The organism is Shinella sp. BE166 (genome assembly GCF_051201095.1).
GTDB classification, from domain to species: domain Bacteria; phylum Pseudomonadota; class Alphaproteobacteria; order Rhizobiales; family Rhizobiaceae; genus Shinella; species Shinella lacus.
Window position 1 is genome coordinate 1 of record NZ_JBPEHL010000031.1, and the last position, 26,594, is coordinate 26,594.

The 26,594-nt window shown below is 59.0% G+C and carries 27 protein-coding genes and 2 pseudogenes; 17 read left to right on the forward strand and 12 right to left on the reverse strand.

What is annotated here, in order from left to right; all coding sequences use genetic code 11:
• Nucleotides 1–433: FAD-dependent oxidoreductase (locus tag J2Y63_RS33520; RefSeq protein WP_435269549.1), on the forward strand; the 433-nt coding region annotated here is incomplete at its 5' end.
• A gap of 140 nt (nucleotides 434–573) precedes the next feature.
• Here J2Y63_RS33520 and catE read toward each other — a convergent pair.
• On the reverse strand, nucleotides 574–2,703 hold the full coding sequence (gene catE, locus J2Y63_RS33525; RefSeq protein WP_435269573.1) for a catalase C: 2,130 nt from the start codon (nucleotides 2,701–2,703) through the stop codon (nucleotides 574–576).
• Between the two features lie 141 nt (nucleotides 2,704–2,844).
• Complete coding sequence (locus J2Y63_RS33530; protein ID WP_435269550.1) at nucleotides 2,845–3,342, reverse strand: ferritin-like domain-containing protein; 498 nt, start codon at nucleotides 3,340–3,342, stop codon at nucleotides 2,845–2,847.
• Between the two features lie 593 nt (nucleotides 3,343–3,935).
• Here J2Y63_RS33530 and J2Y63_RS33535 point away from each other — a divergent pair.
• The 4 genes from J2Y63_RS33535 (at nucleotide 3,936) to treZ (ending at nucleotide 7,541) form a co-directional block, all read left to right on the forward strand.
• A complete protein-coding gene (locus J2Y63_RS33535; RefSeq protein ID WP_435269574.1) occupies nucleotides 3,936–4,595 on the forward strand; it encodes a DUF6766 family protein in 660 nt (219 codons plus the stop codon).
• Nucleotides 4,596–4,693: 98 nt separating this feature from the next.
• Nucleotides 4,694–4,984 carry a hypothetical protein gene (locus J2Y63_RS33540; protein WP_435269551.1) on the forward strand — a complete coding sequence of 97 codons (291 nt, stop codon included), beginning with the start codon at nucleotides 4,694–4,696 and terminating at the stop codon, nucleotides 4,982–4,984.
• Nucleotides 4,981–5,760: an SDR family oxidoreductase gene (locus J2Y63_RS33545; protein WP_435269552.1), complete on the forward strand. Its 780-nt coding sequence runs from the start codon at nucleotides 4,981–4,983 to the stop codon at nucleotides 5,758–5,760. The genes J2Y63_RS33540 and J2Y63_RS33545 overlap by 4 nt, the downstream gene beginning before the upstream one ends.
• Nucleotides 5,761–5,810: 50 nt before the next feature.
• A complete protein-coding gene (gene treZ, locus J2Y63_RS33550) occupies nucleotides 5,811–7,541 on the forward strand; it encodes a malto-oligosyltrehalose trehalohydrolase (protein ID WP_435269553.1) in 1,731 nt (576 codons plus the stop codon).
• A 353-nt stretch (nucleotides 7,542–7,894) separates the two neighbouring features.
• Here the strand turns inward: treZ and J2Y63_RS33555 are convergent, their stop codons facing one another.
• Nucleotides 7,895–8,173, reverse strand: a complete 279-nt coding sequence (locus J2Y63_RS33555; protein WP_435269554.1) for a hypothetical protein — start codon at nucleotides 8,171–8,173, stop codon at nucleotides 7,895–7,897.
• Nucleotides 8,174–8,348: 175 nt separating this feature from the next.
• Between J2Y63_RS33555 and J2Y63_RS33560 the strand changes: the two genes are divergently transcribed.
• Both J2Y63_RS33560 and J2Y63_RS33565 read left to right on the forward strand, forming a co-directional pair.
• Nucleotides 8,349–8,741, forward strand: a complete 393-nt coding sequence (locus J2Y63_RS33560) for a YsnF/AvaK domain-containing protein (RefSeq protein ID WP_435269555.1) — start codon at nucleotides 8,349–8,351, stop codon at nucleotides 8,739–8,741.
• Nucleotides 8,738–9,631, forward strand: coding sequence for a YsnF/AvaK domain-containing protein (locus J2Y63_RS33565; RefSeq protein ID WP_435269556.1), 894 nt, complete (start codon nucleotides 8,738–8,740; stop codon nucleotides 9,629–9,631). The genes J2Y63_RS33560 and J2Y63_RS33565 overlap by 4 nt, the downstream gene beginning before the upstream one ends.
• Before the next feature lie 330 nt (nucleotides 9,632–9,961).
• Here the strand turns inward: J2Y63_RS33565 and J2Y63_RS33570 are convergent, their stop codons facing one another.
• On the reverse strand, nucleotides 9,962–10,165 hold the full coding sequence (locus J2Y63_RS33570; RefSeq protein WP_435269557.1) for a hypothetical protein: 204 nt from the start codon (nucleotides 10,163–10,165) through the stop codon (nucleotides 9,962–9,964).
• A 148-nt stretch (nucleotides 10,166–10,313) separates the two neighbouring features.
• Here J2Y63_RS33570 and J2Y63_RS33575 point away from each other — a divergent pair, with 148 nt between their 5' ends.
• From J2Y63_RS33575 to J2Y63_RS33595, 5 genes are all read left to right on the forward strand, one after another.
• Nucleotides 10,314–11,540 carry a PAS domain-containing protein gene (locus J2Y63_RS33575; protein WP_435269558.1) on the forward strand — a complete coding sequence of 409 codons (1,227 nt, stop codon included), beginning with the start codon at nucleotides 10,314–10,316 and terminating at the stop codon, nucleotides 11,538–11,540.
• Nucleotides 11,521–12,180, forward strand: a complete 660-nt coding sequence (locus J2Y63_RS33580) for a GGDEF domain-containing protein (RefSeq protein ID WP_435269559.1) — start codon at nucleotides 11,521–11,523, stop codon at nucleotides 12,178–12,180. Before J2Y63_RS33575 ends, J2Y63_RS33580 begins: the two co-directional genes overlap by 20 nt.
• Before the next feature lie 127 nt (nucleotides 12,181–12,307).
• Nucleotides 12,308–12,817, forward strand: coding sequence for a ferritin-like domain-containing protein (locus J2Y63_RS33585; protein ID WP_435269560.1), 510 nt, complete (start codon nucleotides 12,308–12,310; stop codon nucleotides 12,815–12,817).
• A gap of 200 nt (nucleotides 12,818–13,017) precedes the next feature.
• Complete coding sequence (locus J2Y63_RS33590; protein ID WP_435269561.1) at nucleotides 13,018–13,704, forward strand: Crp/Fnr family transcriptional regulator; 687 nt, start codon at nucleotides 13,018–13,020, stop codon at nucleotides 13,702–13,704.
• A gap of 141 nt (nucleotides 13,705–13,845) precedes the next feature.
• Entirely contained in the window at nucleotides 13,846–14,088 is a 243-nt protein-coding gene (locus J2Y63_RS33595; protein ID WP_435269562.1) for a hypothetical protein, read from the forward strand.
• Here the strand turns inward: J2Y63_RS33595 and J2Y63_RS33600 are convergent.
• Entirely contained in the window at nucleotides 14,085–14,285 is a 201-nt protein-coding gene (locus tag J2Y63_RS33600; protein WP_435269563.1) for a hypothetical protein, read from the reverse strand. The genes J2Y63_RS33595 and J2Y63_RS33600 overlap by 4 nt on opposite strands.
• 282 nt (nucleotides 14,286–14,567) lie before the next feature.
• Nucleotides 14,568–14,741: a hypothetical protein gene (locus J2Y63_RS33605; RefSeq protein ID WP_435269564.1), complete on the reverse strand. Its 174-nt coding sequence runs from the start codon at nucleotides 14,739–14,741 to the stop codon at nucleotides 14,568–14,570.
• Nucleotides 14,742–14,875: 134 nt separating this feature from the next.
• On the opposite strand from J2Y63_RS33605, the gene J2Y63_RS33610 reads away from it, so the two are divergent.
• The 4 genes and pseudogenes from J2Y63_RS33610 (at nucleotide 14,876) to J2Y63_RS33625 (ending at nucleotide 18,324) form a co-directional block, all read left to right on the forward strand.
• The gene (locus J2Y63_RS33610; protein ID WP_435269565.1) at nucleotides 14,876–15,085 is read left to right on the forward strand and encodes a hypothetical protein; all 210 of its coding nucleotides are present in this window, start codon (nucleotides 14,876–14,878) and stop codon (nucleotides 15,083–15,085) included.
• Between the two features lie 285 nt (nucleotides 15,086–15,370).
• Entirely contained in the window at nucleotides 15,371–17,008 is a 1,638-nt protein-coding gene (locus J2Y63_RS33615) for a sensor histidine kinase (RefSeq protein WP_435269566.1), read from the forward strand.
• A gap of 353 nt (nucleotides 17,009–17,361) precedes the next feature.
• Nucleotides 17,362–17,748, forward strand: coding sequence for a response regulator (locus J2Y63_RS33620; protein WP_435269567.1), 387 nt, complete (start codon nucleotides 17,362–17,364; stop codon nucleotides 17,746–17,748).
• 181 nt (nucleotides 17,749–17,929) lie between these two features.
• A pseudogene (locus J2Y63_RS33625) lies at nucleotides 17,930–18,324 on the forward strand (low affinity iron permease family protein).
• Between the two features lie 536 nt (nucleotides 18,325–18,860).
• Here J2Y63_RS33625 and J2Y63_RS33630 read toward each other — a convergent pair.
• Nucleotides 18,861–22,163, reverse strand: a complete 3,303-nt coding sequence (locus J2Y63_RS33630) for a DEAD/DEAH box helicase (protein WP_435269568.1) — start codon at nucleotides 22,161–22,163, stop codon at nucleotides 18,861–18,863.
• 182 nt (nucleotides 22,164–22,345) lie between these two features.
• On the opposite strand from J2Y63_RS33630, the gene J2Y63_RS33635 reads away from it, so the two are divergent.
• The gene (locus J2Y63_RS33635; RefSeq protein ID WP_435269569.1) at nucleotides 22,346–22,696 is read left to right on the forward strand and encodes a pyridoxamine 5'-phosphate oxidase family protein; all 351 of its coding nucleotides are present in this window, start codon (nucleotides 22,346–22,348) and stop codon (nucleotides 22,694–22,696) included.
• On the opposite strand, the gene J2Y63_RS33640 is transcribed toward J2Y63_RS33635, so the two are convergent.
• The 5 genes and pseudogenes from J2Y63_RS33640 to J2Y63_RS33660 all read right to left on the reverse strand — a co-directional run.
• On the reverse strand, nucleotides 22,656–23,030 hold the full coding sequence (locus J2Y63_RS33640; protein WP_435269570.1) for a GFA family protein: 375 nt from the start codon (nucleotides 23,028–23,030) through the stop codon (nucleotides 22,656–22,658). The genes J2Y63_RS33635 and J2Y63_RS33640 overlap by 41 nt on opposite strands.
• 191 nt (nucleotides 23,031–23,221) lie before the next feature.
• Nucleotides 23,222–23,413, reverse strand: a pseudogene (locus J2Y63_RS33645) (hypothetical protein); the annotation flags it as partial.
• Between the two features lie 70 nt (nucleotides 23,414–23,483).
• A complete protein-coding gene (locus J2Y63_RS33650; RefSeq protein WP_435269571.1) occupies nucleotides 23,484–24,011 on the reverse strand; it encodes a DUF4142 domain-containing protein in 528 nt (175 codons plus the stop codon).
• A 68-nt stretch (nucleotides 24,012–24,079) separates the two neighbouring features.
• Nucleotides 24,080–25,126 (reverse strand): YihY/virulence factor BrkB family protein, encoded by a 1,047-nt coding sequence (locus tag J2Y63_RS33655; protein WP_435269575.1) that lies wholly within the window; start codon nucleotides 25,124–25,126, stop codon nucleotides 24,080–24,082.
• Between the two features lie 1,241 nt (nucleotides 25,127–26,367).
• Nucleotides 26,368–26,594, reverse strand: a 227-nt coding sequence (locus J2Y63_RS33660; protein ID WP_435269572.1) for a MarR family winged helix-turn-helix transcriptional regulator, incomplete at its 5' end; no start/stop codon positions are given.

Below are 26,594 nucleotides of genomic sequence, written 5' to 3' on the forward strand. Positions count from 1 at the left end.
CCCGTCGCTCACCGCGTTGGGGGAAGGTTCACATGGCTCAATTCTCAATGGAAATTATGCGCCTAACCGGCTCAGTTCTGCGTGGAAACCAACACTTGGCATCAAGGTCGAGGCAGGACCAGTGGTGTCAGTCGAACCAGGTGCCGATATGATTACCGTTACGACAGCCACGAGAGCCTACGCGTTCGCTTCCCTCTATCCGGCCCTTGGCTCAGACATTCGTTCAGGCTTGGCAGCAGAGCTCGGAGCCCGTGTCTCGGGGGAGGGCTGTATCGACGTCGATGCTCATCAAAGAACCAGCGTTCCAGGTCTTTACGCTGCTGGCGACGTCGTGATCGGTCTCGATCAGATCAGCCATGCGATGGGGCAGGCAGGGGTCGCTGCGACAGCTATTCGAAACGACCTCTGTGAAATCGAAACGTTGGTTCGCTGAGGGACCGCGGGCTATTCCACGAAGTCGCCGCAAGCCAGCTGATCGTGGCACGCCGTGCCAATCCGCGTATGCTAATTTGGCGTGCTGCCGACCCAACCGTTTCAAATAAGTTGGGGCGCGGAGATCCGCGCCCGAAGCAACTACTTGATCGGCGGAGACGCCTTGCCAAGCTTCACCGACGGCTCGCGGCCCCAAACACGCAGCTTGCCGAGCTCCGAAACGAAGGCGGACATGCCGTCCTCTCCGGGTAATGCGAGAACACCCTCGTCGAGATCACCAGCAATCCCGGCTTTTTCCAGCAGCGGCAGGGCCGATTGATCATAACCAATGAACTTGCAGTGCTGGAAAGCGTCGGCGACAAAGTCTCGGGCAGTTGCCTCTCTGACCAGATCGTCAATCGCGGCGGTAGACGTTAGAATGGCCACGGCATCAAAGAGGACAGATGGCCCGCCATCGATCATGTGATGCGCCTCGATCCACGAGCCGTCGGATGCGGTCACGCCCCCGACCTTTGGAGCGATCAACTCGAATACGGCTTTTTCTTTGGTGATTGCCGTGGTCAGGCCCTTCAGCAATTTGGCGTCGACCCCATCAGTGATCAGTATGCCAAGCTTGCGTCCTTCGAAACGCTTTGGCCCGCGTTCGACGATGCTGAGTGCAGGCGACGGCTCCAGGTCCTGGCGCGTCGGCATGGCAGCATCGGCCGGCTTCGGCATGGACTGGAAGCCCAGCTTCTGTGCAACGGTTGTTGCCAGCGTCTCATCGATGTTCATCAGATGTGACACCATGCGTTCCCGGATAACCGGCGTCTCCACCTTGCTGAGCTCAAAGGTCAGCGCCATGGCGATGTGGCGCTGCTCGGGCGGGGTCTGGCTGATATAGAACTGTCGAGCCTGGCTGTAGTGATCGGAGAAGCTTTCCGGACGGAGCCGATCCTTCTGCCCCTGTTCCTCCGAAGGGAAATGCCGGTAGCCTTTCACCGGCGACTCACGCGGCCCCTCATTACGGGAATTGGGCTGATAGTTCGTTCGGCCGACCGGGTTGCGCATCGCCATGTGGCCGTCCTGCTGGAAATTGTGGAACGGACACTTCGGCGCGTTGATCGGAAGATGGGTGAAGTTCGGTCCACCGAGACGCTTCAGCTGTGTGTCCAAATAGGAGAAATTGCGCCCCTGCAGCAGGGGGTCATTGCTGAAATCGATGCCTGGCGGCACGTTCTGGGTCATGAACGCAACTTGCTCTGTTTCGGCAAAGAAGTTGTCGGGCATGCGATCCAGAACAAGGCGGCCGATCGGCTGAACCGGCAAGATTTCCTCCGGTATGATCTTCGTCGGATCCAGGATGTCGAAGTCGAAGTTGTCGGCAAACTCCTGGTCGAACAGCTGAACGCACAGTTCCCATTCTGGGAAATTGCCGGACTGGATCGACTGCCAGAGATCGCGGCGATGGAAATCAGGATCGGCGCCGTTGATCTTGACCGCCTCGTTCCAGGCGACCGATTGCAGCCCGAGCTTCGGTTTCCAGTGGAACTTGACGAATGTGGACTCGTCCTTGGCATTGACGAACCTGAACGTATGTACGCCAAACCCTTCCATAAAACGGAAGGAGCGCGGGATGGTGCGATCCGACATGATCCACATGACCATGTGCATGCTCTCGGGCGTCAGTGAGATGAAGTCCCAGAAATTGTCATGGGCAGTCTGCGCCTGTGGAAAGGCGCGGTCTGGTTCCTGCTTTGCGGCATGGACGACATCGGGAAACTTGATGGCGTCCTGAATGAAGAACACCGGGATGTTATTGCCGACCAGGTCCCAGTTGCCTTCTTGCGTGTAGAGCTTGACAGCGAAACCACGGACGTCACGGGCGAGATCTGCTGAGCCCTTATTGCCGGCGACTGTGGAAAACCGGACAAACGCCGGTGTCTTTTCACCGGGCCGTTGAAACAGGTCGGCCCGCGTGTAGGCGGCAAGCGACTCATACGTTTCGAAGAAGCCGTGTGCGCCATAGCCGCGCGCGTGCACCACTCGCTCCGGGATACGCTCATGGTCGAAGTGGAACATCTTTTCGCGGTAATGGAAGTCGTCCATGACGAGTGGACCGCGAGCGCCGACACGCAACGTGTTCTGGTCGTCGGCCACTGGTCCGCCTTGGGCGGTCGTTAAAACGTCATGCCCATCCTCAGCAAACTGGTGGAGTTCGCCGCCTTCTCCGCGATGGAGCTTCTGGTCATGGATCGTAACGGTGTTGGCCATCGACGGGTTGGGGGTCATAGCCACTGACGTCTTCGGCGAAGTTTCTGCTGCTTTCGGCGGTGTCGACTTCTTGACCATCTGTCGCTCCTCTTGATTGTTGATGTTTCATAGAGAAAAGGCCGCCCGGGTGGGGCGGCCTCTCAGGACACGGCAGAATGATCAAGCGGCTTTTTTGCCCTTGGGATTTGCGGAGGCTTCAGCGAGCTTCGTCAGCTTCTGGTCAGTCGCCTCTTCCTCTGCAAGGTTTGCCTGGAGGAGCGGGATCGCCTCCTTAAGACCAAGCTGCTTGGCCCAGGCGATCAGCGTGCCATAACGGGCGATTTCGTAATGCTCGACGGCCTGCGCCGAGGAGATGAGGCCCGCATCGAGGGCAACGGAGCCCTTGTATTCTTCCATGATCTCTTCGCCTTCGGCGATAATGCCCTGGATGGCTTCGCAGGTCTTGCCGCGGGCCGCCTTGCCAACAAGTTCGAAGACCTGCTCAAGGCGCTCGATCTGGCCCTGCGTTTCATCGCGATGCTGCAGGAAGCCGGCTTTGCCTTCTTCCGATTGCGCAGCACGGGCCATCTTCGGCAGTGCCTTAAGGATCTGCTTTTCGGCGAAATAAATGTCCTTGAGCGTGTCAAGGAACAGGTCGTCCAATGTCTTCTCGGCCATTACGCTCTCCTTTGGCGGGAAATTGTACAGGTCGATAAACGTGGCGATCACAAAAATGTTCCCACATGAGTCGCGTTCGTGAACCGAACGTAGTGTGACCATTGCTCTGTGGAGAAGTCTACCGAGCAATCGCTTAGTCGGTAGCCTTTTTCGACGACGCTACACAGCAACAGGTTTTGGTAACCCCCTCAAGTCGCCTTCAGGTGTTGGGCCACCAGCGCGCAGAGCGCGCCAGATGGTCGTGGGACCGGCGTATCCGAGGAGAAAGGCGAAGGTCATCGCGCTCGAATGAGCAGGCGATTTTGGGCTAAACTCCGGCATTTGATGGGCCTCCGTCTGCGCCGGAGTTTCTTTGTGGGGGATCCTGGGAAGGGTGGCCGGTGGTGCAGCTGTAGCAGTGTCGCGGATGCCCGCTGAGGCTGGGATAGATCATTCATCGCGAAACATCGACCTAAGCACGTCGAACCGCGCGGGCGAAATTGCGTTCGTATTGATGGTGTCGCGCTCTGAACATCTGCTTGGCGGGGAACATCATCATCGTTTCGCCGTATCTTCATCTAGGTCGCACGATGCCGGTTAAAAGGAGACGACTATTGCGTACTATTCGAGATCAAGGACTCACCATCGTTCTGACAGCTTTGTCCCTACTGACTATCGGAGGCATGCTTCTGAGTGGTTGGAGCGTCTATAACGATCAGCTTTCAGAACACGGTTCCGCCCATATAGGGCTCGCAGACTATGCGTTCTCGGGTCACTTCCTATCGGCAATTTTCGAAAACTGGGAAAGCGAATTCCTCCAAATGTCGGCTTACGTGATGCTGACAGCAGTCCTTTTTCAGCGCGGCTCAGCGGAATCTAAGGATCCAGACAGCACTGCGGCCCAGGATCAGGATCCAAGGGAAGCGCAAGACAAAGTCGATGCACCTTGGCCCGTGCGTGTAGGAGGCTTTGCGCGTGCTCTTTACTCATACTCGCTCGGGCTTGCCCTCGCGCTTCTTTTCATTCTGAGTTTCGTTCTCCACCTGCGATATAGTGCCGAGGACGCAAACGCCGAGGCGTTCATGCATGGCCAACCCCCGGTCTCGTTGTTTGAACACCTCGGCAGCGCGCAGTTCTGGTTCGAATCCCTTCAGAACTGGCAGTCAGAATTCCTTTCAACCGCGATCCTGGTCGTCCTTTCCATTTTCCTCCGTTTTAGGGGATCGCCTGAGTCAAAGCCGGTGGCCGCGCCGCACTCGGAAACGGGCAGCTGACGTGTTCCCGCGAAACCAGTCGCATCCTTCTTCGTCCGCAAACGTACCGAAACCGATGTCCTCTTCGCTGAGTTTCAATGCCGAAACAGGAGAGCCCCATGGAACTCATCGATATTCGAGTTAGTGATTTGGCCGACGGCATGATCACCGTCGAGTTTAATGGAGAGGGCGGCGAGGCAGCGTCGGTGACGATGGTGGCCCACACCAATCTTGAGCGAGCGGCGGCAATCCTGCGTGCCAGGCAAGTCCTCGTTCAACTGACAGCGTTCGGCGACTACAAAGACGACAATCCCCCGGCTGAAGCAGATGTGCAAATAGACGACACGAGCTCGGTCCAGGACGTTTCCAACACCCTGCCGCTCCGCCCTTTCGCGAGTAGCGACCTATGACGTCGCCTGTAGTGTTCATCACGGGAGCAGCCTCAGGCATCGGGCTTGCAACAGCGCGCATGCTCGCGGCGGCAGAGAATGACCTCGTTCTCATGGATCTGCACGGAGAAGATCTCGCCGAGCTCGCCCACGAGCTTTCTTCGTCCTGCCGCGTAACAGCCGTCAGTGTCGGCGGGGATGTGTCGGACGAGGCCGACATGGACCAAGCCGTCCATGCAATAACCTCGAACTGGGGCCGGTTGGATGCGGTCGTCGTCAACGCGGGTATCAACGGTGTATGGGCGCCGATCGACGACCTGACCCCGGAAGAGTGGGATCGGACAATCCGCATAAATCTTCGCGGTACCTATATGACAATCAATCGAACGGTTCCGCTGTTGAAGAAGTCTGGTGGAGGCGCGATCGTCGTCGTCGCATCAATCAACGGCGTGCGGACGTTCACGAACCCCGGTGCAACTGCTTACAGCGCGAGCAAAGCCGCTCAAGTCGCCATGGTCCAACAGTTGGCCCTTGAGCTTGGCCGGCATGGTATCCGTATCAATGTCGTTTGTCCCGGTGCGATCGATACCAACATCGCATCGTCGTCGCAGATAAGGCATCGAGAGCAGACGGAAATACCTGTGGTCTGGCCTGAGGGTAGTGTGCCGATCACCGGTGGTGAGCCGGGTCGCGCTGAAGATGTCGCAAGGATCATAGGCTTTTTGCTGAGCGATGCGTCGGCGCATATGACCGGTTCCCCGGTTTTCGTTGACGGCGGACAGGGGCTTCTACGATGAAAGCAGCCCACGACCATACTTGGGGGCCTAAACTTCACGCAGATGGGTCCGTGACCTTCAAGGTCTGGGCACCAGCGCTGCCCAACGTGTCCGTGGAAGTGGGCGCGGAGAAGTATCCGATGCGCGCCATGGGGGGAGGCTGGTACTCCGTGACCGCGAAGAACGTAGAGTCCGACGCGGCCTACTTCTTCGTTCTTCCCGATGGATCGCGTGTCCCCGATCCGGCATCGAGGTTTCAGCCCGAGGGTGTCTTCGGGCCCTCCAGCCTATGGGATCAAACAGCGTTCGGTTGGACGCAGGATCACTGGACCGGGCGGCCATGGGAAGAACACGTCTTCTACGAAATCCATGTCGGGACGTTTACCGCGGACGGCACCTTCACCGCAGCCATCGATCAACTTCCCCGTTTGGCCGAGATAGGGTTTACCGCGGTGGAGGTCATGCCGCTTGCGCAGTTTCCAGGCGAACGAGGATGGGGATATGACGGCGTCTTCCCCTATGCACCCCACAACGCGTACGGCAGCCCGGACGATTTCAAGCGCTTCGTTGATGCGGCGCACCGGTGCGGTTTAGCGGTCTACCTGGATGTCGTCTACAACCATTTCGGACCTGAGGGGAATGTCCTACCGCAGCTGGCGCCGGACTTCTTCCAGACCGACAATCCGACGCCCTGGGGTGACCGGATCGATTTCGGGCAAGAGGCCGTCCGTCGCTTCTTCCTCGATAACGTGCTCTACTGGATTGAGGAGTATCGCCTCGACGGCTTGAGGCTCGACGCTGTTGATCAGATCGAGGATGCGCGCGATCCGCATATTCTTCAGGAGATATCAGAGGCGGTTCGTGAGCGTTTTCCGGATAGACACGTCCACCTTGTCGTCGAGAACCCGGCAAACGGGACCGATCTGCTTGCGAACCGCAGCGACGGCCGGAGGCTTTTTCACGCGGACTGGAACGACGAGTTTCATCACGCCGTGCATGTCGCTGTTACCGGCGAAGGCAGCGGCCACTATGAACCGTTCGCTGATGCTCCATTCGCGGACATCAAAAAGACACTTGCGGAGGGCTACCGCCATGAGGGAAAGCGCACACTCCCGATCGAACCGCGCCCGTCCTCTTCTTTGCCACCGACCTCCTTTATTCACTTCCTGCAGAACCACGACCAGGTCGGCAATCGCGCATGCGGTGATCGTCTCCACACGACGATCGACAGGCATATTTTCCGCGTCCTGACCGAGATTCTGGTGCTTTCGCCGCAGATACCGTTGTTTTTCATGGGTGACGACCATTTGAGCAGTCGTCCGTTCCATTTCTTCTCGGACTATGAGGGGGAGATCGCCGAGGCGATCAGAGCAAACCGGCCGCGAGAGGCTGAAAACTTCGGAGGATTTCCTCAGGGAATGCGGCCGGAAGACATCGCCGATCCGAACGATCGCGCGACGTTCACCAGATCGAAACTAGCTTGGGATCAGGCGCAGACGCCCGAAGTGTCTGAATGGCAAATGTTTTTGGCCGGCCTTCTTGCGGTTCGCAAGGAACACGTCGTCCCGCGCCTCGCGGACGCTGAGGGCTATGCCGGCTCGGTGGTACCTTCGAAAGACACCTCGATTTTCGTCGACTGGCGCCTGCCGGGCGGGTTGCTTCGCCTACGGGCAAACCTCTCGCCGGAACCTCTTGATCTCGACGGCCGCCTCGGCCGCCTCGTCTATGCGACCGGGGATCGAGATCAGGCAAACCGGCTCGAAGCGTGGTCGACCAACCTTTATAGTAATCCCTATAGGTAGGCGCAGTCAGCGGAACTGTCGAGCCAGTGGGTCTCGTGCCCAGATGTTGCAAGACATTGTTCTGGAACGACTGTCCTCTCCGCGTACCTGTCAGGGGCGGTGTGGATTTTGCTCCGCCTTCCACGCTCCTGCGGCAGGTTAGACGACTGAATTAAAGTCAGGGCGGATTGGCGTTACAAGCCTTAGGCCGGGGCGGCGCTCGCGTTTGAAACATCAAACGATGGAGATCACATTTCTTGGTCTGACTTTAACGCCTGAAGCTCGTCTGTGTGAAGGACTGCAATCGCGTATGGCCATGCGAGGTCCGCGGCGCGTGGGGACGGCGCCGGAACGCGCTCGAAAAAAGGCTGACTTTACGTGCGAATAAGCCGGAGTTGCGGCTTCTGGCGGAAGCGGGTGAATCTGACACGAACGATGTCGTTATCGCTGTTGGCACAGGCGACGGTGTAGCGGAACCGCTCCGCAATCGGTATCAGTTGTTCAAGTGCTTCACGACTAACCTCTCGTTCAACGGCGGCGACGCCCTGTGCAATGAGCACGCTCAGTGAGCCGACTTCGATACCGAGATCAAATTCCCGATCCCTGCCCGGAAATCGCAGCCGTACATCGTCGATGATTTCAATACTGCGCATGTTGTTGCCCCTGTGACCGCGGCACTAGTCTGGCGCGTTATGGTTGACGCCGTATTAACGTGTTGACTGCGCTTAAATTGTCCGCTCCGCCGCCTAGACGCACACTCGGTTAGTCAAAATCTCGGAACATCGAGACTCCCAGCGCGTTCCCAAACCGATCCAAATGGGCGGGACAATGGCCACAGCTGACAAAGTTGAACTCGTTGACGAGAAGCTGAACGTGGACAAGCAGCGCGCCGTGACTGGCCGGGTGCGTATCACCACGGAAACCAAGCTTACCGAGGAGATCGCTCAGGCTACACTGGCCGGCGAGCGAGTTGAGGTCATCCGCGAACCTATTGGTGAGGAGGTTGGCTCCATTCCTAAAATGAGAGTTGAAGGCGACGTGACGATCATACCCGTGTTGGAAGAGATTGTCGTGGTGGAGAAACGCCTTGTTCTGGTCGAGGAAATCCGCATCCGCAAGATCAAGACGGCAGAAGATGTGTTCGTACCGGTAGCGCTTCGAAAGCAGCGTGCCACGGTCGAGCGTGAAACCGAAACCCCAAACGAGGAGAAACTGCTATGAGCTTTACTGAACAGTCGGATCTGCATTCTAGCACCATCAATAACCGCAACACAATCACCGCCTTTTTCGACAGCCGGGCGGACGCCGATCATGCAATCGAACGCCTCGTGAGTGCTGGCATTTCTAGAAGCGCTATCCAGCTGGTGCTCGGCGACGCAGACGGGTCGGCCTCGACGCTCAAAACCGAGGAGACCGGTTTTTGGGCTGCGTTGGAAAACTTCTTTTTTCCGAGCGAAGATCGTTATGCATATGCTGAAGGTCTCCGGCGCGGAGGGTACCTCGTGACCCTTAGCCGCTATCCGCTTGACATGCACGACATCGCGCTCGACATCCTGGATGACGAAGGAAGCATCGATCTCGACGAGCGTTCACAGTCATGGGAGTCTGAAGGGTGGTCGCGTGCGGGGACTGTAGAGCGTCCGATCGAAACGGGCTTCGAGCGGTCTGGCGCCGAAACATCCCAACAGACGCAGTTCGGCGCTGATGGCGAAGAGGTCATTCCGGTCGTGCAGGAAGAGCTGCGCGTTGGCAAACGGGATGTCAATAACGGTCGCGTACGCGTTCGCTCATACGTGACCGAGTCTCCTGTACATGAAGAGCTTTCGCTGCGTGACGAGAACGTTGAAGTGACTCGGCGCCCGGTCGACCGTCCGGTTAGCAATACTAATAACGCCTTTGTTGACCGCACAATTGAAGCGGAAGAACATCGCGAAGAAGCCGTCATTTCCAAGGACGCGCGCGTGGTCGAAGAAATTGCCCTGCGCAAAACATCTGATCAGCGTACCGAAACGATTTCAGACACGGTGCGTAAGACCGAGGTCGAGATTGAGGATGAGCGCGATAATGGCGCCATAAACAAGGACGGCACCTTCGGCATTCAGCGGGACTGATTGGCGAACCGCCTAGTCACGGGATGGCGGCGTCATCCGACGCCGCCATCCTCGTTTTCTCTCGCACGAAAGCGGTAATCCGTCGCTGGTAAATGGGCGGGTCGTCGTTGTCACGCCATTGTCACGTACTAGCAGCCGATATCCCGGCTAGCGCATCCCTGAGCTTCTCGACGGCCACGATCTGATTTCGTCCTCGAGCGCTACCCCTACGCGAGAGCTGGACCACTGCGAACGCATTCGTCACGCGTTGCGTTACCCGTCCGATTTCTATGCCGTCGCCGTCGAGCCAGACGCGCCGCCGCTTCGACCCAGGCGTCACCCAATTCCTCTTCAGTTCTCCATCGCCAGCGCCGTTGCAAGAAAACCGAGGGCGAAGACGGAGCCGATACCCCAAACCATCAGCGCGAGTTCAAGCCAAGAGCGCAAGCTGCCAAAGATCGATATCGAGAATGCAGTAAGGATGAGGACACTGCTGGCGCCTATTGCGAACCCGATGGCCAGGCGGACAAGAACGTAGTGGAGGAGAGAAGGCATGGGGGAAACCTCGCCAATAAACCCCCTAACAGTACATCGTCGCGGGTGTTCCCTCAGCATCGGCGACTGGTAAAACTTTAAGGAACAACTGCTAACATTGATAGCGGAAGCTCATTCACGCAGGCGCGGATAAGGACGGCAAAGCTCGATGATCGCTTGGCAGACATTGCTCGGGAATCTCTCATCGGTTGGCCTTTTCATATCAGTCTGGATGCATTTGAGCTACCGCCACTACCGCCTTACTAAAAAGCAGCTTCAAGTCGGCTTCGGCGTGACGATCGGCGTGTGTATCATCGCCTCGATGATCCAGTCCGTGGCGCTCGTCGAGGGCATTTTCTTCGACCTTCGCGTTTCCCTGCTTGTCGTGTCCGGCATTTTCGGTGGCCCGCTCTCGTTGGGGGTGAGCGCCCTACTTGCCGTTGTCGCGCGCATCGCGATAGGCGGCGCCGGCATGGTGCCGGGGCTTTACGGCCTTTTCGTCGTGTCATCGATCGTGCTGGCCCTCAGGTTGCTTTCCGGGAAATTCTTTAAACGCCTTCCCGGGCTCTTTGGGTTGGCGACCATAGCGGCCGTTCTTTCGCAGTTCGTGCTCCTGCTCCTGCCCAAGGGACTGTTGGAGGCCGCGCTGGCCACGGTCGCGCTCCCGATAGCACTGGTCAACTTCGTCGCGACCTTGGCCTCCGGCTTGGTGATGATCTACTTTTCCAAGTTCACCCAGGAGCGCGACATTCTGCGCGCGGCCTTGACCCAAGCCCCGGATTTCCACTACGTCAAAGACCGGGACAGCAGGTTCGTCGTCACGAACCTCAATGTGGCGCGGCACAACGGGCGCCAAAAATCGTCGGAGATGGTCGGCCTGAGCGATTTCGATATCTGTCCGGACCGTGCAGGCGAGCTCTTTGAAGTGGAGCAGCGCCTGATGGCCACGGGCCAGCCTCTCACCGACCACGAGGAGCGCATCCAGGCGCCCGACGGTAGCGAGCGGTGGTACACCACCAGCAAGGTCGTCCTGCGTAACCGCCACGGGGACCTTGTCGGCCTATCGGGCGTTACCCGGGACATCACTCTGAGGAAAAAGCTGGAAAACGATCTGGTCGCGAGCCGGAACCTCCTGTCACAAGCGATGGCGGAGATGTCCGACGGTCTGGCCATGTTCGATCCGCACGGGTTCCTCGTCTTCTGCAACGATCAATACCGGGCGGCGTTTCCCCGTTCCGCATATGCCCGCAAGGAAGGTGCCCACATTCGAGATATCGTCAGGGCTGTTGTCCGAAACGGCGAACGGAAGGACATCTCGATTGACGCAGAAGAGCGCTATATCGAGGCGGCCGCCTCGACCCTACATACGGACAAGGATGAAAATCCCGCTGTTTAACGACCGTTGGCTGAGCGTTCGCACGCGCCTGGCCCAGGACGGTTCGTCTCTGGTCGTCATCTCCGACATAACCGCCATGAAGCAGTCAGAACAGTCCCTGAAAGAGCTTGCTGATCATATGCGCGGGCTGGCGGTCACGGACGGTCTCACCGGCCTCGCAAACCGCCGCTGCTTTGACGAAAGCCTCGAGGCCGAATGCCGCAAGGCGTCCAATACCAGGGCACCGTTGACCCTCCTGCTGGTAGATGTAGACCGGTTCAAAGCGTTCAATGACCATTACGGCCACCAGGCGGGTGACCAGTGTCTTGTCGAAGTCGGCGCGTGTCTGCGTAACGCCGCGCGTCGGGCCGGGGACGTGGTAGCGCGCTATGGGGGCGAAGAGTTTGCGGTTATCCTGCCGAATACGACAAGCGAAGCTGCACTGGCCCTTGCTGAGGCTTTTCGTATCGAGCTCGAGCTTCGGTCGATCCCGCACATTGCAAGCGAGTTTGGCGTGGTGACCGCAAGTGTCGGTATCGCAACGTTCGAGCCGGACGCTGGCCACCTTCCCCCCGGCAGCCTGGTGAAACAGGCGGACACTTCGCTTTACGCCGCCAAGGCGGAGGGCAGGAACCGCGTCGTCGCCAGAAGGGCCGCCTAAACCTCTTCCCGCTTCCCGTCGCACCTCCGTGAGCGCCGTGCGCAGCCAGGCTATTCGCCGCCATGGCGGTGGAACTTATGCGCGGGCTCCCGTGTTGAAAGCCATACTCAACTCGATAGGAGACCCAATGGAAGACGCAGCACGCGATTTCTTTGTCACTGGTCTGCGCAACGCGCACGCCATGGAAAACCAGGCTTTGTCGATCATGAAGCCACAGCTGGCGCGGATCGAGAACTATCCGGAGGTCGGCGCCAAGCTCGAGCAACATATCCGGGAGACCGAAGGGCAGATCGCCCGCCTGGAGGAGATCCTCCACGGTCTCGGTGAAGACCATTCGACTCTGAAGGACATGGCTCTCTCGTTCACAGGCGCAATGGCGGCCCTCGGTCACACGATGGCGGGCGACGAGATCCTGAAAAACAGTTTCGCGAACTTCGCCTTTGAGAACTTCGAAATAGCTGCGTACAAATCCCTGATCACCGTTGCCGAACACGGCGGTTACGCCGGCGCCGTGCAGGGCCTCGAGGCGAACCTGCGCGAAGAGCAACTGATGGCAGCATGGCTCGATGAGAACATCGCCGCCGTCACGACCAAATTCCTCTCGCTCAAGGAACGCGGCGACAGCGCCAAGATCTAACACCAAGGAAGGAAGCCACGATGGCTCGTTGGGTCAAATCCGCCTGGCACAAAGTGCTCGCCATCAACTTGAAAAGGTGAGGTGATTGTCGCAAATTGCGTACGGACCTCTAGTCCGATACTGCAGCTACCGGCTTGCCCCCTCACGGGGCATTTTTTTAAGGGGTGCATTAGGTTGATCAGCCGTATTAGATGAGCGGAATGGAAGCTACGGTCCCACACCTGAAGAATGGCGTCCTGCGCAGGCTTGAACCTGAAGATCTCGCCGCCATCACGCCTCATCTGTTCCTGGTGGACCTGAAGCGGCATACGGTCCTGTCATCACCAGAGGCACCGCTCAAGAACACTTTGTTTGTGGAAAGTGGCGTTATCTCAGTGGCAGCCACGTCGCCTAAGGGAAAGTCAGTCGAGATCCTCAAATTCGGCCGTGAGGGGTTCCGTGGGGCGCCCGCCCTATTGGGCGCCGAACAGACTATTAGCGCAAGGGTGCAAGTGACTGGCCAAGTGCATACCATTCCCGCTGACGTCCTTGTGGTGTTCATGAACGAACGGCCGTTCCTTCGCGCCGCCCTCATGGCCTATGTGACCCGCTGCTTGGCCATGTCAGTCGAGACGGCTTTTGCTTACGCGGTATGCCCCCTCCGCCAGAAAGTCGCCCGCTGGATCCTGAGTACGCTCGATCGCATCGACGACATCTCGTTCCCATTCACGCACGAGGAGGTGGCGCGGATGCTCGGCGCAAGGCGGGTCAGCTCACTATTGCCGTGCAGGAAATTGAAGGAACAGGAGCGATCGCTGTTGGGCGTGCGATGCTTGCCCTCCGCGACCGGGACCTGCTGGCGAAATCCGCAAGATTTCGGGAACCTTGGGCATGCTGCAGGCCTTTAGCCTTTGGAAAGCGCAACCGTATCAACCGGATGCGACGGCAAGGAAAACATAGGGGTTTTTCCGGTTTCTCCCTATGGCCAACGAAATGGCAGGCGAGTTCCTATCCCGTCCGGTTGTGCTTTCCCCTAGGAGGCGCATAGCATGCTCGGAAGTGAAATCCCCTATGACATGATCTTGAGTGCGACGGCTGCCGCAATCGGTTCCGAGCTTCATATTCGGCCGGAACTGGGCACCTTCCGGCTGGCGGTAACGCGCGGGCGGATTGAAGTGAGGGGCACCGTCGCCAATCCCGACGGGGTGCACGGTGCGAACACGATCGTAGAAAAACTGGCGACCGGTCTTCCGGTCCGATCACTCCTCCTGATCCAAGGTGGCATCGACTAGATCCGGGCGTCCGTGCCCGCTTCAGCCGCACACGAAGGCCCCCTGTTCGCGAGCGTGGCCAGTCTCAACGCCTTGAGACGTTCGGACTTTTCACGGAAGGCTTCCAGCCGCCGGGCTTCCTCCTCCGCCGCCACCTTTTTGCTCTCATCGAGATTACCCCACGTCGAAGACGTTATGCGTTTCTTGCGCTCCGTCAATTCCGCCTCCCTAAGCGTACGCAACCAAGCGGGATATAGCGCCACGGCCCTTAGCGACAAGCTGACGATCTGGCTCACCTAGCTGATTTTTTGAGGCTCTCTCCAAATCACTCCTGCGCACACGCCACATGCGTTTTATGCGTTTGTGGCAGGTTGCAGCTGTGCAATCCCGCCTGACCAGCTAGGTCCGGGGGGTAGCAACTGCAAGAGGGTTGGTGCGGCCGCAGGCGTAGCCGAGGCTCGGCCCTCTTGCGGGCGCGAGGTGCGGCGCCTCTTAGAAGGTCACAGCGTCCGCCCGGCGAGAGGTGGTGCAAACTCCTGCCCAAGCGAACGACAGAATCGTTCAGCTTCGGCGATGGCTTGGTTCCGTGTCGGGAACGGTCCTGCAAGATACTCGGTTTTCCCCTGGTACTCGATGAAGACGCCTTTTTTAATGACGTCATAGATGATGGTCATGCTCTCTAAAGTCTGCGTCATACCATTAAGTACTCAATAGTTTTACACTGTCGCCGTGACACCATGCCCCGTAGCCTTGCGACGTCCGGCACAAACCCCTAACCCTACGGGATGTTCCGTTGAGGTTGGTGCGCATGAACAATTCCTATGAGCCGGACGAACTCGTATTGGTGCAGGACGTGTTCGAGGAAATCGTCTCGATGCCGTCGTTTAGCCCGGAGGAGAGGGCGCGCAAGGCCTTCGGCAGATGCCTGATCGATAGGTATCCAGGTGGATCGTTCGACCGGGACAAGCACTATGAGGAGCTGATACGCGCGGCCGAGCGCGGTTTCGCAGCGCGCTAGGACGAGGCGTAGTAGGCTGGTCAGCGACCCGGGTTCTTTTTGTTTAGTAGAAGGGGTGCGCGGCTCTAGAAGGCCTCTCAGGCGCCACTATTTCAAAAGTGTCGCGGACGGTTCCCCAACCTTCTCACGTCGCGACGCACAGGACGGTGTGTCGTAGCGCGTCCCGGCTTTCTATTACGCACTAGTCAAGCAATCCCGAAGCCTCGTGCCAGGCCCGGATATTGCAGTTACGCGCTCCCTAAGTTATTGCTTTGGCTCATTCAAAACGCTTGGGGTCAGCTGGGCATGAAGAAGCGATTGTTCGCAGTGGCGGCAGCTGCCCTCGTGCCGACTTTAGGGTTGTTGATTTATAACGAAGTCGCTACGCGGTACAAACGCTACGAGGAGCTGAACATCCAGGCGGCGGCTTCAGCGCGTCTGGCCTCCTCCGAAATCGAGCGTATCCTCGAAGGCGCGCGTAGCCTTCTCATCGCAGTCGCGGCGATCCCTTCGGTAAATGATTTGAGCGGTAACGGGTGTACCGATACGCTGAACAGTGTCGCGAGTCGCATTGACCAGACCGGCGCCATCCTGCTGATCGACACCCAGGGTAAACTCGTCTGTGATAGCCAGGGACATCCCGCCGGGACTGACTTTTCCGACAGATCCTACGTTCAGCAGGCTCTAAAAGCGGACGACCTAGTTGTCGGCGAGTATACGATCAGCAAACTGACGGGTGCGCCGGTGCTGCCGGTTGCCCTGCCGATCCGGCGCGATAACAAGGTCGTTGCTGTGCTTGGAACCGGCATCCGTCTCCCCTGGCTCCAACAGCGTATTAACGACCGTGGTGTGCAAAAAGGGGGCGCCGTCACCATCGCTGACCGGAACGGCACCATTCTGGCGCGCGTCCCATTTCCGGAGCGGTTCGTCGGGACGCGCATCCCGGACCGTTTCCAAGCGTTGCTGACAGCCAAGTCTTCGGGCACGATCGAGGTCATGAGCCAGGACGGCACGGAACGGATCCTCGGCTATGAACCGATTACACCCGCGAGGCCGCTTTATGTGAGCGCGGGACTTTCAACAATGGAGGCCTTCGCTGAGATCAATCGCGCGACTTGGGTAGGGGCTCTTACGCTCCTTATGAGCACGCTTATTGCGATCTTTGCCGCCCACTGGGTGGGCAAGTATTTCATTCTTCTCCCGATCGACCGCATCATGGGCGCACTCGAGCGCCGGCGCACGGGAGATCTGGGGGCACGGACGGGAATGTCGGGCACGTTCGAACTGGACATCCTGGGGCGATCGCTGGACACGCTACTCGATCAAATTAACCAGCAGAGCCTTGCGCTCGAAGAAACCGACCAGAAGCGCGCCTTGCTCGCCCGCGAACTGACCCACCGCGTCAAAAACACACTGACTATCATCTCCGCATTGGCCCGCCAGACGTTTCGAGAACAGCGCGCGGCTGCCGAAACGTTCAATGAGCGCGTGAAAGCGCTGAGCGGCGCTTATGACCTGATGCTCTCGGGAGCTGGGCATAGCACGGATCTCAAAACCCTCGTCACCAAGGCTCTGCAACCGTACGCCGACCTCGCGGATGAACGATGCCATGTCGACGGGCCACATTTGGAGATTACGCCGGAAATGGCGCTCGGTCTCTCCCTCATCATTCACGAGCTGATGACGAACGCCATCAAGTACGGGGCGCTCTCGAATGAAACCGGCCATATCGACATTGGATGGCAGGTGGCGCGGGACAACGCTGTGTTCACCTGGCACGAGCGCGGCGGCCCGCCCGTCGTACCGCCGGCGGAAGAGGGCTTCGGCTCGAAACTCATCCGCAACGCCTTGCCCACGGATAGCACGACGAAGGTCAGGGTCGACTATCTTCCCAAAGGATTGCGCTTCATTCTGGTATTAGCGCCTAAGACGGTCAGTGCTTGATCGTGTTCTAAAGCTCAGGGCAAGCCAAAGCCTCTAGGACGGGCTCTCTCAAGGAGTTCTTCATGGAATACGACTGGACGGGAAAACGCGCAGGCCAGCAACTCAAACTCAGAGCATTTACCGTGGCACTCGCCGCCGCCATTTGTAGTGCGGCGCTTTATATCCTGAGGTGAAGCGGTTTCGGCTTGCCGGCGCTACACAGGACCACATTTTGCTGCTTATGACGGACATTTTGCAAACCGGCGCTGCAAAGACGGCGCATCCTTTATAACGCACAATATGCATCCTCGCGTTGATGGTTCACGGAAAGCCTTCGGGTAGGAACATTTATCGGGAGGCGCGGTTACACGAACATGATGACGGAAGACGAGTTCAGCGCCCTCCCGGTCCCCGTGGCCCTCGTAGTCGACGATGAGCCACTGATCCGCATGGATACGTCGGATATTGTTTCCGACCAAGGCTTCCACGTGCTCGAGGCGCGGACAGCTGACGAGGCCTTTGGTTTTCTGCAAAAGCACAACTCGTTGAAGCTTGTATTCACCGACATTCAGATGCCGGGCGAAATGGACGGTCTGGAACTCGCTCACCGCATCGCGGAAAAATGGCCGGACATCTGCATCATTATCGCGTCTGGGGCGGTAAAGCCCCCCACTGAGAAGCTTCCCGCATCCGCGCGCTTTATCGCCAAACCGATCAGCGCCCGCCTCGTACACGACACCCTGAAGGCCTTCTGCCCTTGACACGCTCCCGCTGTATCTCCTGATAATGGCGTCTGCTAGGGTACCTATAGAGAAGCTACAGCATGTACACTTGCAGACACGAACTTGGAGCCGAAACTTAAATGTCATCATTGGCGCCGTTCAGCTTGCTGTCAGGCACACCGGACAAAATGAGTGCCACCCTAACCACGTCTTCAGGTTTATGAGCAACAACTCTTCTCCCAGTTTTTTTTCTAGGTTTGCCACAGCGATTGCGAGTTTTTCCGGCAAGCCCGGCACTTTCGTTCTCGCCGTGACTGTCGTTCTCGTTTGGGCAATATCCGGCCCCTTTTTTGGATATTCCGAGAACTGGCAACTCGTCATCAATACCGGGACGACCATCGTGACGTTCTGATGGTGTTTGTCCTGCAGAACTCGCAAAACCGCGATGGCAAGGCCCTGCAGGCGAAGCTGGACGAGCTTATCCTGACCTCCCAGGCGCAAAACAAGTTCGTTGGTATCGAGAAACTCGACGAGCAGCAGCCTCGTGAGATGAGCCGCAAACTCTCCGAAAAAGCCGCTATGGTTGAGGACGTGGCCGAAGATAGGACGTCGTAGGCGCTCGTCACGGCGCCAGCCTTTTTGCGCCGCGAGGCTGTCTCTAGGTGAGGCGTTTGACCACGATATCAAGCCCGGCGTGACCCCAACAAACTTTGTTGATCTGAAGCAGACGCCGGCGTGGCTTCAAACGATGATCTCGATGCTGGCGCGCAGCACAGCCCATCTAGTAATTCATTTGAAAAGCTCACAGTACCCCGGAGAAAAGAGCTGAGGCAATCTCATTTGCCCGAACTAATGGAACAACAGATGGATCGCCGCTTCGTGACGAAGGATTACCACGGCGATGTGGGAAGTCCGAAACCTTAAGAAAGCTTCGACGTGCTGAGAGTTCCCCGAGACGACTACGGCATAACCAGAGGTGAGTAGCTTGCCGGAAGCTGACGACCCCCATCGCAAAACGCGCATCAAAAGGAGCGCATTCGCCGACTAGCCCTTGCCGATCCGCGCAGCAAGCCTTCCAAGATGTCGGTCACGGCGTGCGTCCGAGACGCGCACTTTGCAGGTGCCGGCATCCCCAGATCGGCGATATGCGATCAACGGGCGGCTTCGACCAAGCGCTCGAAGAGCTGTAACTGCTTCTCAAAGGTGCCGTTCGATAACTCGACGATCAGCCGGTCTTCTCGCCGGACCGCCCCCGCCTTCTTTGTCAATGCTATCGCTTTCTTCGACGTGGCTCCCGTCAGCGTTATCGCGAGAGCCTTGGGTCCACCTTCGAGTTTGGCAAAGCCCAGTCGTCCCGCAGCGAGCTGCAAGCGGGTCATTCGCAACAAAAGCGTTACCTCCCGCGGCGGCTCGCCGAACCGATCTTCGAACTCCTCCTCCATATCGTCGATCTCGCTCACGGTGGTTGCCCGCAGCAGATTGGCGTAGAGATTGAGCCTGACGGCGGCATCCGAAACATAGTCCGCGGGTATCGTCCCCGCCTGACCAAGATTCAGTATGGCGCGATGGTGGGTGGACGACGGCTGTTTCCGGGTTCTCGCGACGGCACTTGCCAGCAGCTTCTGGTAGAGGCCGATGCCGACAACACGCATATGCCCTGCTTGATCCTCGCCGGCGATATCGCCTCCGCCCCGCAGGTCGAGGTCTCGAAGGCTGATGGCAAAGCCGGCACCCAGGCGGTCGTTCTCCACGAGCGTCGAGAGCCGCAGCTTGGTGTCTTCGGCCAGCTTGGCGCCTTGCTCCGTTAGGAGACAAGCGATCCCCTGCGCACCTGCGCGCCCCACGCGTCCGCGCAATTGGTGGAGCTGTGCCAGCCCGAACCTTTCGGCATTCATGATGAATATCGAGTTCGCGCGTGGCACATCGAGCCCGTTTTCCACGATGTTCGTCGCCAGGAGGATGTCTCCGTCGCCATCCGCAAAACCGACGATGGCCTCATCGATGGCCGCTGCCGGCATCTTGCCATGGGCGACCCTTACGGAAAGTTCGGGAACGATCTTGCGGAGCATCGTCTCGATGTCCGCGATGTCCTCGATGCGTGGCACGACCACGAAGCTTTGCCCGCCGCGTCGATATTCACGCATCAGGCCTATGCGCATGGATGCGCTGTCGAATGCCGCAAGCGAGGTGCGGACGGGCCGGCGTCGTTCGGGCGGCGTGGCAAGAATACTGACCTCCTGAACCCCCGCCATCGCAGACTGCAAGGTGCGTGGAATCGGCGTCGCCGACATGGTGAGCGTATGGAGCGAGGGCGCAAGATTGGCCATCGCGCGCTTTTCCTTGATGCCAAAGCGGTGCTCCTCGTCCACGATCAAAAGGGAAAGGTGCGCGAAGCGGACATCCTTTGCGAGAACCGCCTGGGTCGCGACAACAATGCCGATCCGGCCCTCCGCCAGCGCCGCCTTGACCTGCTTCGCCTCGCCAGGCTTGAGAAGCCGGGACAACATGCCGACGGAGACGCCTGTTCCTGCGAAACGACGCTCGAAGGTGGCGAAATGCTGACGCGCCAGCACTGTGGTGGGAGCGATGACAGCCACCTGCCGGCCGCAGAGCGCGACGGCTGCGGCTGCGCGCAATGCGATTTCGGTTTTGCCGAAGCCAACATCTCCGCAAACAAGCCGGTTCATGACCTTTCCGGACGCCAGGTCGGAAAGGACGGCTTTGATGGCGTCCGCTTGATCAGTCGTTTCGGCGAAGGGAAATCGGCGGGCGAATGCGGAAAATTCGCCGCGCGGGGGCACTAATTTCTCGGCCTGCGATGCCTGCTTCTGCCTGGCGACCTTCAAGATATGGCGTGCCGTGGACTGTATGTCCGCCGCGATCTTCTCGCGCTTCTTGTGCCAGGCATCCGTGTGAAGGCGGTCGAGCGTGATGGCGTCGGGTTCGGAACCATAGCGCCACAGCTTTCCGAACTCCTCCATCGGCACGAGGACGGAGCCGCCGTCGCGGTATCGCAGGCGCGCAGCGTCGCGGGCGATGCCTTCAACGACGATGCTCTCCAGATCTTCGAGAACGCCGATGCCATGCTCCTCGTGAACGACCACGTCGCCTATGCGCAGCTCCGGCTCAGCCAGCAACGTGCTGTGTGTGATCTTCCTGCCTGCGCCATCGGGCGCGGCAAGCAAGGCTATCTTCGTGTCGGCGTCGATGAAGCCTTGCTTCAGATCGCATGACAGCTTCAGAAGGGTTGCCGGCTGCGCCTCCAGCACGGCCTGCCAGCTGTCGACGGCCAGAGGCGCCATGCCGCTTGCCTTCTCCGCCCGCCGGCAAAACCCCTCGGCCCGCTTGCCTGTCCCCGATATCACGACCTTCAGCCCCTGTTGCAGCCGATCCTGAATGAACTTGGCGAAGGCGTTGCGGCTGGTCACGTCAGGCGCATCCATCGAGAGATCGGCGCCCGCGTGAAGGTCGAGCGTGCGAGTAGCGCTGTTCCCGATATGCTGCTCCCATTCGTCGCGGGTGAGATACAGCGATCGGGCGGAAGTGCCCGTCTCGCCGAAGCCCTCGCGCGCCTGGCGGGCATCCTCGATAATTTCCAGATAGCGCTCAAGTCGCTCGGCAGAGCCGGGAGCCAGAGTGACGGCCGCATCGCCGAGAAAATCGAACACGGTCGGCATCGTCTCATAACGACGCAACATCAGGCGTTCCATGGTCTGCGCGTTCGGCGCGAGATCTTCCGCGTCCCGTTCGAAGGAAACGGCCTCGGATGCCGGGCCGAAAACGACGCGATCGAGATAGCTTTCCGTTCGTTGAGACAACCGGTCGAAGCCTCGCAATTCTTCGATCCGGTCGTCCTTAGAAAGGACAATCCGCATCGGGCCGGGGGCGCCAGCAGGATAGATGTCGATCACGCCTTCGCGAACGGCGACCTCGCCGGGATCGTCCGAAACGCCTTCCTGCACATAGCCCGTCCGCTCGATGAATTCGAAAAATGCTTCGCGGTGGAAGGACGTGCCGGCCACCAGTTCCAGCCGGCTTTCGGCGATGACGGCCGCCGGCGGGACCCGCTGGAGCGTCGCAGCGAGCGACGTCAGCAGCAGCCGCGGCGCTTTCCCTGCCATGCTCCAGTTTCGCAGCGCATCCATGCGCCGGCCCATGCTGTGGCGTGAAGGCGGCACGCGGTCGTAGGGCAGGCAGTCCCACGGGGGCAGGACGATGAGCGCGATCTGGGGGAAGAGAGCGCCGACGGCCTGGGCAATCTCCCCGACGTGCCCTTCGCTCAATGCCACGTAGCACAGCGAGGATTGAGAGCGTTGCAGACCGGCAGCCAGCCTGGTTGCGACAAAGCTTGCCGGCGGTCTGGAAGCGGGGGGATTGGCAATTTTTGCTGCCGTTACGGGCGTTTCTCGATTTCCGGACGCAACGACGCTCACCTGAACCAACCATTTCTTCATAAGCCAATGCCGAGTGCAAGAACGGGCAATCCATCGGCCTGTTCCGTGCGGCTGAGAGGCTTTGCGCAATTTGCACACGCCCATCGCTTCGAACGCGTTCATCCGGTCAGCATGGTGGTCGCAGCCACGGAACTTCGCGGGAGCATGGGCCGTTCTCCAAGTCCCGAAATCAGGAGGACGATATGGCTCAGGGGAAAAACGATCAGGACAAGGTTTGGGAACTCGCCAAGGACATCGGCTTTTGCATGCTGACCACGCAGTCCGGCAATGCGCTGCGTGCTCGCCCGATGTCGGCGGATGCCGATCGAGAGGCGCACGCTTTCCACTTTCTCACCAATATACCAGGCGCCTACAGCCTTAAAAGCCGGCCGAACGAGGCGAAGGGTTTTCACAGTTTTCGCGATCGCTACCATGCTCGGACTTGTAGCCGCGGGGATGGTGATGTCGCGGTGATGCTATCAGCGACGGAGGAATCGAGCGCGTCGATCGCGGTCACGACCTGTCTTCTTCATATTGTTCGGCGCCATCGATAGGCCGAAGCCAGGGTTCACGGCGCTTGACCCACAGTTCGTAGCTGGGGGTGAGGGGTGACGGCGCGTCGGACAGAATACCAAGCTTGACCTCTGCTTCGTGTGTATCGAGGGAGAAGACACGCCCGCCGCAGCGCGGGCAAAAGGACCGCCCGGAAAAGCTGGCGGTTTCTCCTGTATGCTCGAACTGTCCAGCAGGCCAGACTCCGAAAAACGTGAAGGCCGAACCGCTCTCCTGCCGACAATCGGTGCAATGGCAGATGCCGACCCGGTCGGGAGCGCCCCGTACTGTGATCCTTACCTGTCCGCAAAGACATGATCCGGTGAGGAGCGTCACGTGTGTCGCCTTTCCGTGTGGCGGTCATCTGCGCCGCGCGGGAGCTTTGTCTCGGAAGCTTCCGAGTGGGTGCCGTCCGATACGCTGCCGGGATGCGGGTCGGAAACCGCCTCACCGCCTGTTCGGGCGGCCTGCTCAGGGTTTAGGTGTTCGACTCCCGGATTTTCACTCTTGTTCATGGCCACCTCCATTCAGGACCGATCGGGTTGGCGGTCGTCGAAACCGACGTCCCAATCCTTCTGGCGCTTCTTGCCAGGGGGATCGCGGTGCGCAGTGGCATCCTCAGAACCGGTGACGACCGTCGGTTTCGCGCTTGCGACGCCGTCCGCTGACCGGTCGGCCTGCGAAGGAGCGAACTGGCCGGCGGCGTCGCGCTGCGGGTCTGTCGACCCTTTTCCGGATTAGTGGGAATTCATCGGAATCTCCTCCATGACAAAGCGCGCAATGGAGCGGCTAGTCGTCCAGGTCTTCAGCCATTTTCAGGTGATGTTCGAGTGCCGGAAGCGTCTTTGCGGCCCACGCCTTCAGGTCGGCGTTGTCACCTTCAGAAGCGTAGCGCTTGAACACATCGACGGCATCCTCATGGGCGTCTTCCTGGTCGTCTTGGTAGGCATCGTCGAACTCCTTGCCCGAGAGATCCTTGAGCTCGTCGAACGATTTCTTCTGTGCGTCGGACATGCCTGTGGCCGCAGGCGCCTTCACTTTGCCGCCGTCGATCAGGCCCTTCAGTTCGCTCGTCGTCTTCTCGTGCGCTTCGATCATCTGCTGGGCGAAGGCTTTCGTCGCCGCGTTACCCTTCTGCAGCGCGAGCTTGCTCGACTCGATCTCAAAGATGTCGCTCATCGAGACCTCCTTCACGAAATCCTCCGTTTTGGGAGGAATGTTCAAAGCGGAGTTGACGCCTGTGGTCTCGGCCGTCGATTGGGCAAAGGCGGCGGACGAAATCAGCAACAGGGCAAAAGTGGCGGGTAGAGTTTTCATGGCAGGTCTCCTTTGCTGTTTGAACCTCGCAGCCTGCCGCTTGTTCCGTGTGCTCCTACACAAGAAGCCTAATCCTTGTTGCTCTTTATCGCGTCTGCCGTTGCTCCGAGCGTGTCGGCGACGAAGGCGCCACGCGCACCCATTGGAAGCGGCGGACCTGTCGTGGTATCCCGTGCGGTTTGATGTTCGAGTTCCGCATTCAGTTCGGCTCCTACGATGAGAATACCGACCGAAAGCCAAATCCAGATGAGAAGGCCCATAAGGGCACCAAACGCGCCATAAGCGGCATCATAGTCGGCGAAATTGCCGAGATAGAAGGAGAAGCCAACGGACATAACGATCCACGCGACCACTGTCAGCGCCGCGCCCCATGTCAACCACCGCAGGCGCGCCGGCGAGCGGCTTGGTCCATATCGGTAGATACAGGTCACGGCGGCAAAAGCGAGCACTAGCAGGACTGGCCAGCGTAGGATCAGCAAAAGTCGCTCGTCGGTGCCTTGAAGCCAGAAATACGCGAGGATGGCGGGCAATACGGCAATGAGGCCGATCAAAGCGGTGAGCCCGATGATAGCGCCGATAGTGAACACTAGCCCGATCAGGTTTCGCTTGAAGAAACCGCGCTTTTCCTCCTCGTCATAGGCCACGTTCATCGCGTCGAAGATCGCAAGGATGCCGTTTCGCGTACTCCAAAGTGCAATGATCAGGCCGGCGAAGAAGGTCAATCCAAGCGTCCGGTCCCGACTGGCGGCGAGACTGGCGATCTGATCGGCGACGATCTTGAAAGAACCAGGCGGAAGAAGCGAGGCCAAGGCGTTCAGGTGATCTGCCATGGTCGACGGGTCGGCGACAAGGCCATAGAGCGACACCGAAGCCGCCAACGCGGGAAAGATGGCCAGCAGCAGGTAGAAGGTGACACCGGCAGAGATGAGCATCACCCGGTCAGTCGAAACCTCATGAAACACCCGCAAGAAGACATCGCGAAGACCTCGGGCAGGGATTGATTCCGGCACCTCGGCTTCGCGGCCATGGTCATCGATTTCATGCTCGTCAGGAACCAGTGCGGACGCTCGCCGTGACGGCGCAGCCACCCAGAGCGCCGCGCCGGAAATTGCCATCAAGCGATTGTCGATGCCAGCCGTGTCGGACCGGCGCGATGACCTCTCGACATTTCACGGACGATCAGGGCGTACCGTCATCGATAGTCGCTCCTTCTGGCGCCATACCCAGCACCGAGAATGAAGGACAATGCGGTAACGAAGCCGATGGTTGCTAGAGGTTGCTCGCTGATGATCTGCTCGACGCGGCGTTCGATCACGCCGGCTGTGGCGCGTGCGGTGCCGGCGGAGCCGGAGGTGGTGGCGCGTAAACGGTCGCGAAGCTTCTCGAGATCGCGTCATCGCGTGAAGCTCGGCGGCATGATCATCTTTCGACGCCGAGAACTCGTTCGATGGATGGAGCCCCAGAAGATCGCGTTCGTGGGGCTCGGCCTCCACCGCTTTCGAACCGGTCGCGGTGACTGTATGCGTTATTGAAACCGGGTCTGACGCAGGAAAGGTATCCTCCAGTCCTTTTTCCAAACGAGTCGTGCGTTTTGCACTTTGCTCTGCCTGCTCGTTCAGCAACGACAGAACAGCTGGCGAAATAGATTCATTGTCCACATACACCTCCGTAAGTCTAAGGGGCTGGATCAGCTTGGAAACGGCCTGCTGTCGACAGACGAACGTTCTGAACCCGGCGTCGTATCGGTTTGCAAACCGGGCAAGGTCCACGACTGCCAGGCGGTAGTACTGGTTGTGACGAAGCTCGCCCATGCGAAGGCAGGAAGGAAGGCAAGGCTCAAGCCTATCCCAGCAAGTTCGTTCCAAGCGTACAGCCCGTTTTGCGAGACGGCTTCCTTTGCATCGGATGCGGTTTTACGGGCGGCGTATGCTATCACCCCACGAGGGACGGGCTCACCGATAGGATTGAGGGTCATTGACTGATCTCCAGTTCCATGATCGCAACTTGAAACGAAATCCGCGGGGGGAAGTTCCTTCGTCCGGCGGCGAAGTCCATATGGGTTGATGGCACGGCCGCGGATGGCCAACCGGCGCTGTAGCGTTGCGGTTCATGCTGGTGCAATTGACGCCCTCAAATAGGCAACAGGTGGCCTATAGCGGACGTGGACGACTCAAGGGGCGCTGACGAGTAAAACGGTCCTTCTTCACAGCGCGATTGGGCCGTCAGTTTCACCGCATCCAAAACCGGCTTCACCTCGACGGCATCGAGAGCGTTGCTGAACACCTCAAAGCTCGACGCTCCCTCTGACCCGGCGGCTAAAGTGACGGGTAGCTTTGCTCACAAGAGAGCCGGTTGTCTACGAAACGCCCGAGCTCGCCACCTCATCTTCCATGGCGTCTGCAAACTTTCGCATCAACCGCACAAGATCGTCGATATCCGCCGGCTCCCAGTTCGCAAAAACGCCAAGGGCGATCCTTTCGCGTGCAACATCGATCTTGTCGGTCATTGCCTTGCCCTTCGCCGTGACAACAACTTCATTCACGCGACGGTCAGCCGGGCTTTGCCTGCGTTCGGCAAGCCCGA

Coding starts and splice junctions, on each gene's coding strand:
- J2Y63_RS33585 (WP_435269560.1), top strand. CDS start 12,308: ATGGAAGACGCAGCACGCGATTTCTTTGTCACTGGTCTGCGCAACGCG.
- J2Y63_RS33620 (WP_435269567.1), top strand. CDS start 17,362: ATGATGACGGAAGACGAGTTCAGCGCCCTCCCGGTCCCCGTGGCCCTC.
- J2Y63_RS33530 (WP_435269550.1), bottom strand. CDS start 3,342: ATGGCCGAGAAGACATTGGACGACCTGTTCCTTGACACGCTCAAGGAC.
- J2Y63_RS33595 (WP_435269562.1), top strand. CDS start 13,846: ATGCTCGGAAGTGAAATCCCCTATGACATGATCTTGAGTGCGACGGCT.
- J2Y63_RS33655 (WP_435269575.1), bottom strand. CDS start 25,126: ATGGCAATTTCCGGCGCGGCGCTCTGGGTGGCTGCGCCGTCACGGCGA.
- J2Y63_RS33630 (WP_435269568.1), bottom strand. CDS start 22,163: ATGAAGAAATGGTTGGTTCAGGTGAGCGTCGTTGCGTCCGGAAATCGA.
- J2Y63_RS33650 (WP_435269571.1), bottom strand. CDS start 24,011: ATGAAAACTCTACCCGCCACTTTTGCCCTGTTGCTGATTTCGTCCGCC.
- J2Y63_RS33575 (WP_435269558.1), top strand. CDS start 10,314: ATGATCGCTTGGCAGACATTGCTCGGGAATCTCTCATCGGTTGGCCTT.
- J2Y63_RS33540 (WP_435269551.1), top strand. CDS start 4,694: ATGGAACTCATCGATATTCGAGTTAGTGATTTGGCCGACGGCATGATC.
- J2Y63_RS33590 (WP_435269561.1), top strand. CDS start 13,018: ATGGAAGCTACGGTCCCACACCTGAAGAATGGCGTCCTGCGCAGGCTT.
- J2Y63_RS33635 (WP_435269569.1), top strand. CDS start 22,346: ATGGCTCAGGGGAAAAACGATCAGGACAAGGTTTGGGAACTCGCCAAG.
- J2Y63_RS33605 (WP_435269564.1), bottom strand. CDS start 14,741: ATGACCATCATCTATGACGTCATTAAAAAAGGCGTCTTCATCGAGTAC.
- J2Y63_RS33610 (WP_435269565.1), top strand. CDS start 14,876: ATGAACAATTCCTATGAGCCGGACGAACTCGTATTGGTGCAGGACGTG.
- catE (WP_435269573.1), bottom strand. CDS start 2,703: ATGACCCCCAACCCGTCGATGGCCAACACCGTTACGATCCATGACCAG.
- J2Y63_RS33555 (WP_435269554.1), bottom strand. CDS start 8,173: ATGCGCAGTATTGAAATCATCGACGATGTACGGCTGCGATTTCCGGGC.
- J2Y63_RS33545 (WP_435269552.1), top strand. CDS start 4,981: ATGACGTCGCCTGTAGTGTTCATCACGGGAGCAGCCTCAGGCATCGGG.
- J2Y63_RS33560 (WP_435269555.1), top strand. CDS start 8,349: ATGGCCACAGCTGACAAAGTTGAACTCGTTGACGAGAAGCTGAACGTG.
- J2Y63_RS33565 (WP_435269556.1), top strand. CDS start 8,738: ATGAGCTTTACTGAACAGTCGGATCTGCATTCTAGCACCATCAATAAC.
- J2Y63_RS33580 (WP_435269559.1), top strand. CDS start 11,521: ATGAAAATCCCGCTGTTTAACGACCGTTGGCTGAGCGTTCGCACGCGC.
- J2Y63_RS33570 (WP_435269557.1), bottom strand. CDS start 10,165: ATGCCTTCTCTCCTCCACTACGTTCTTGTCCGCCTGGCCATCGGGTTC.
- J2Y63_RS33615 (WP_435269566.1), top strand. CDS start 15,371: ATGAAGAAGCGATTGTTCGCAGTGGCGGCAGCTGCCCTCGTGCCGACT.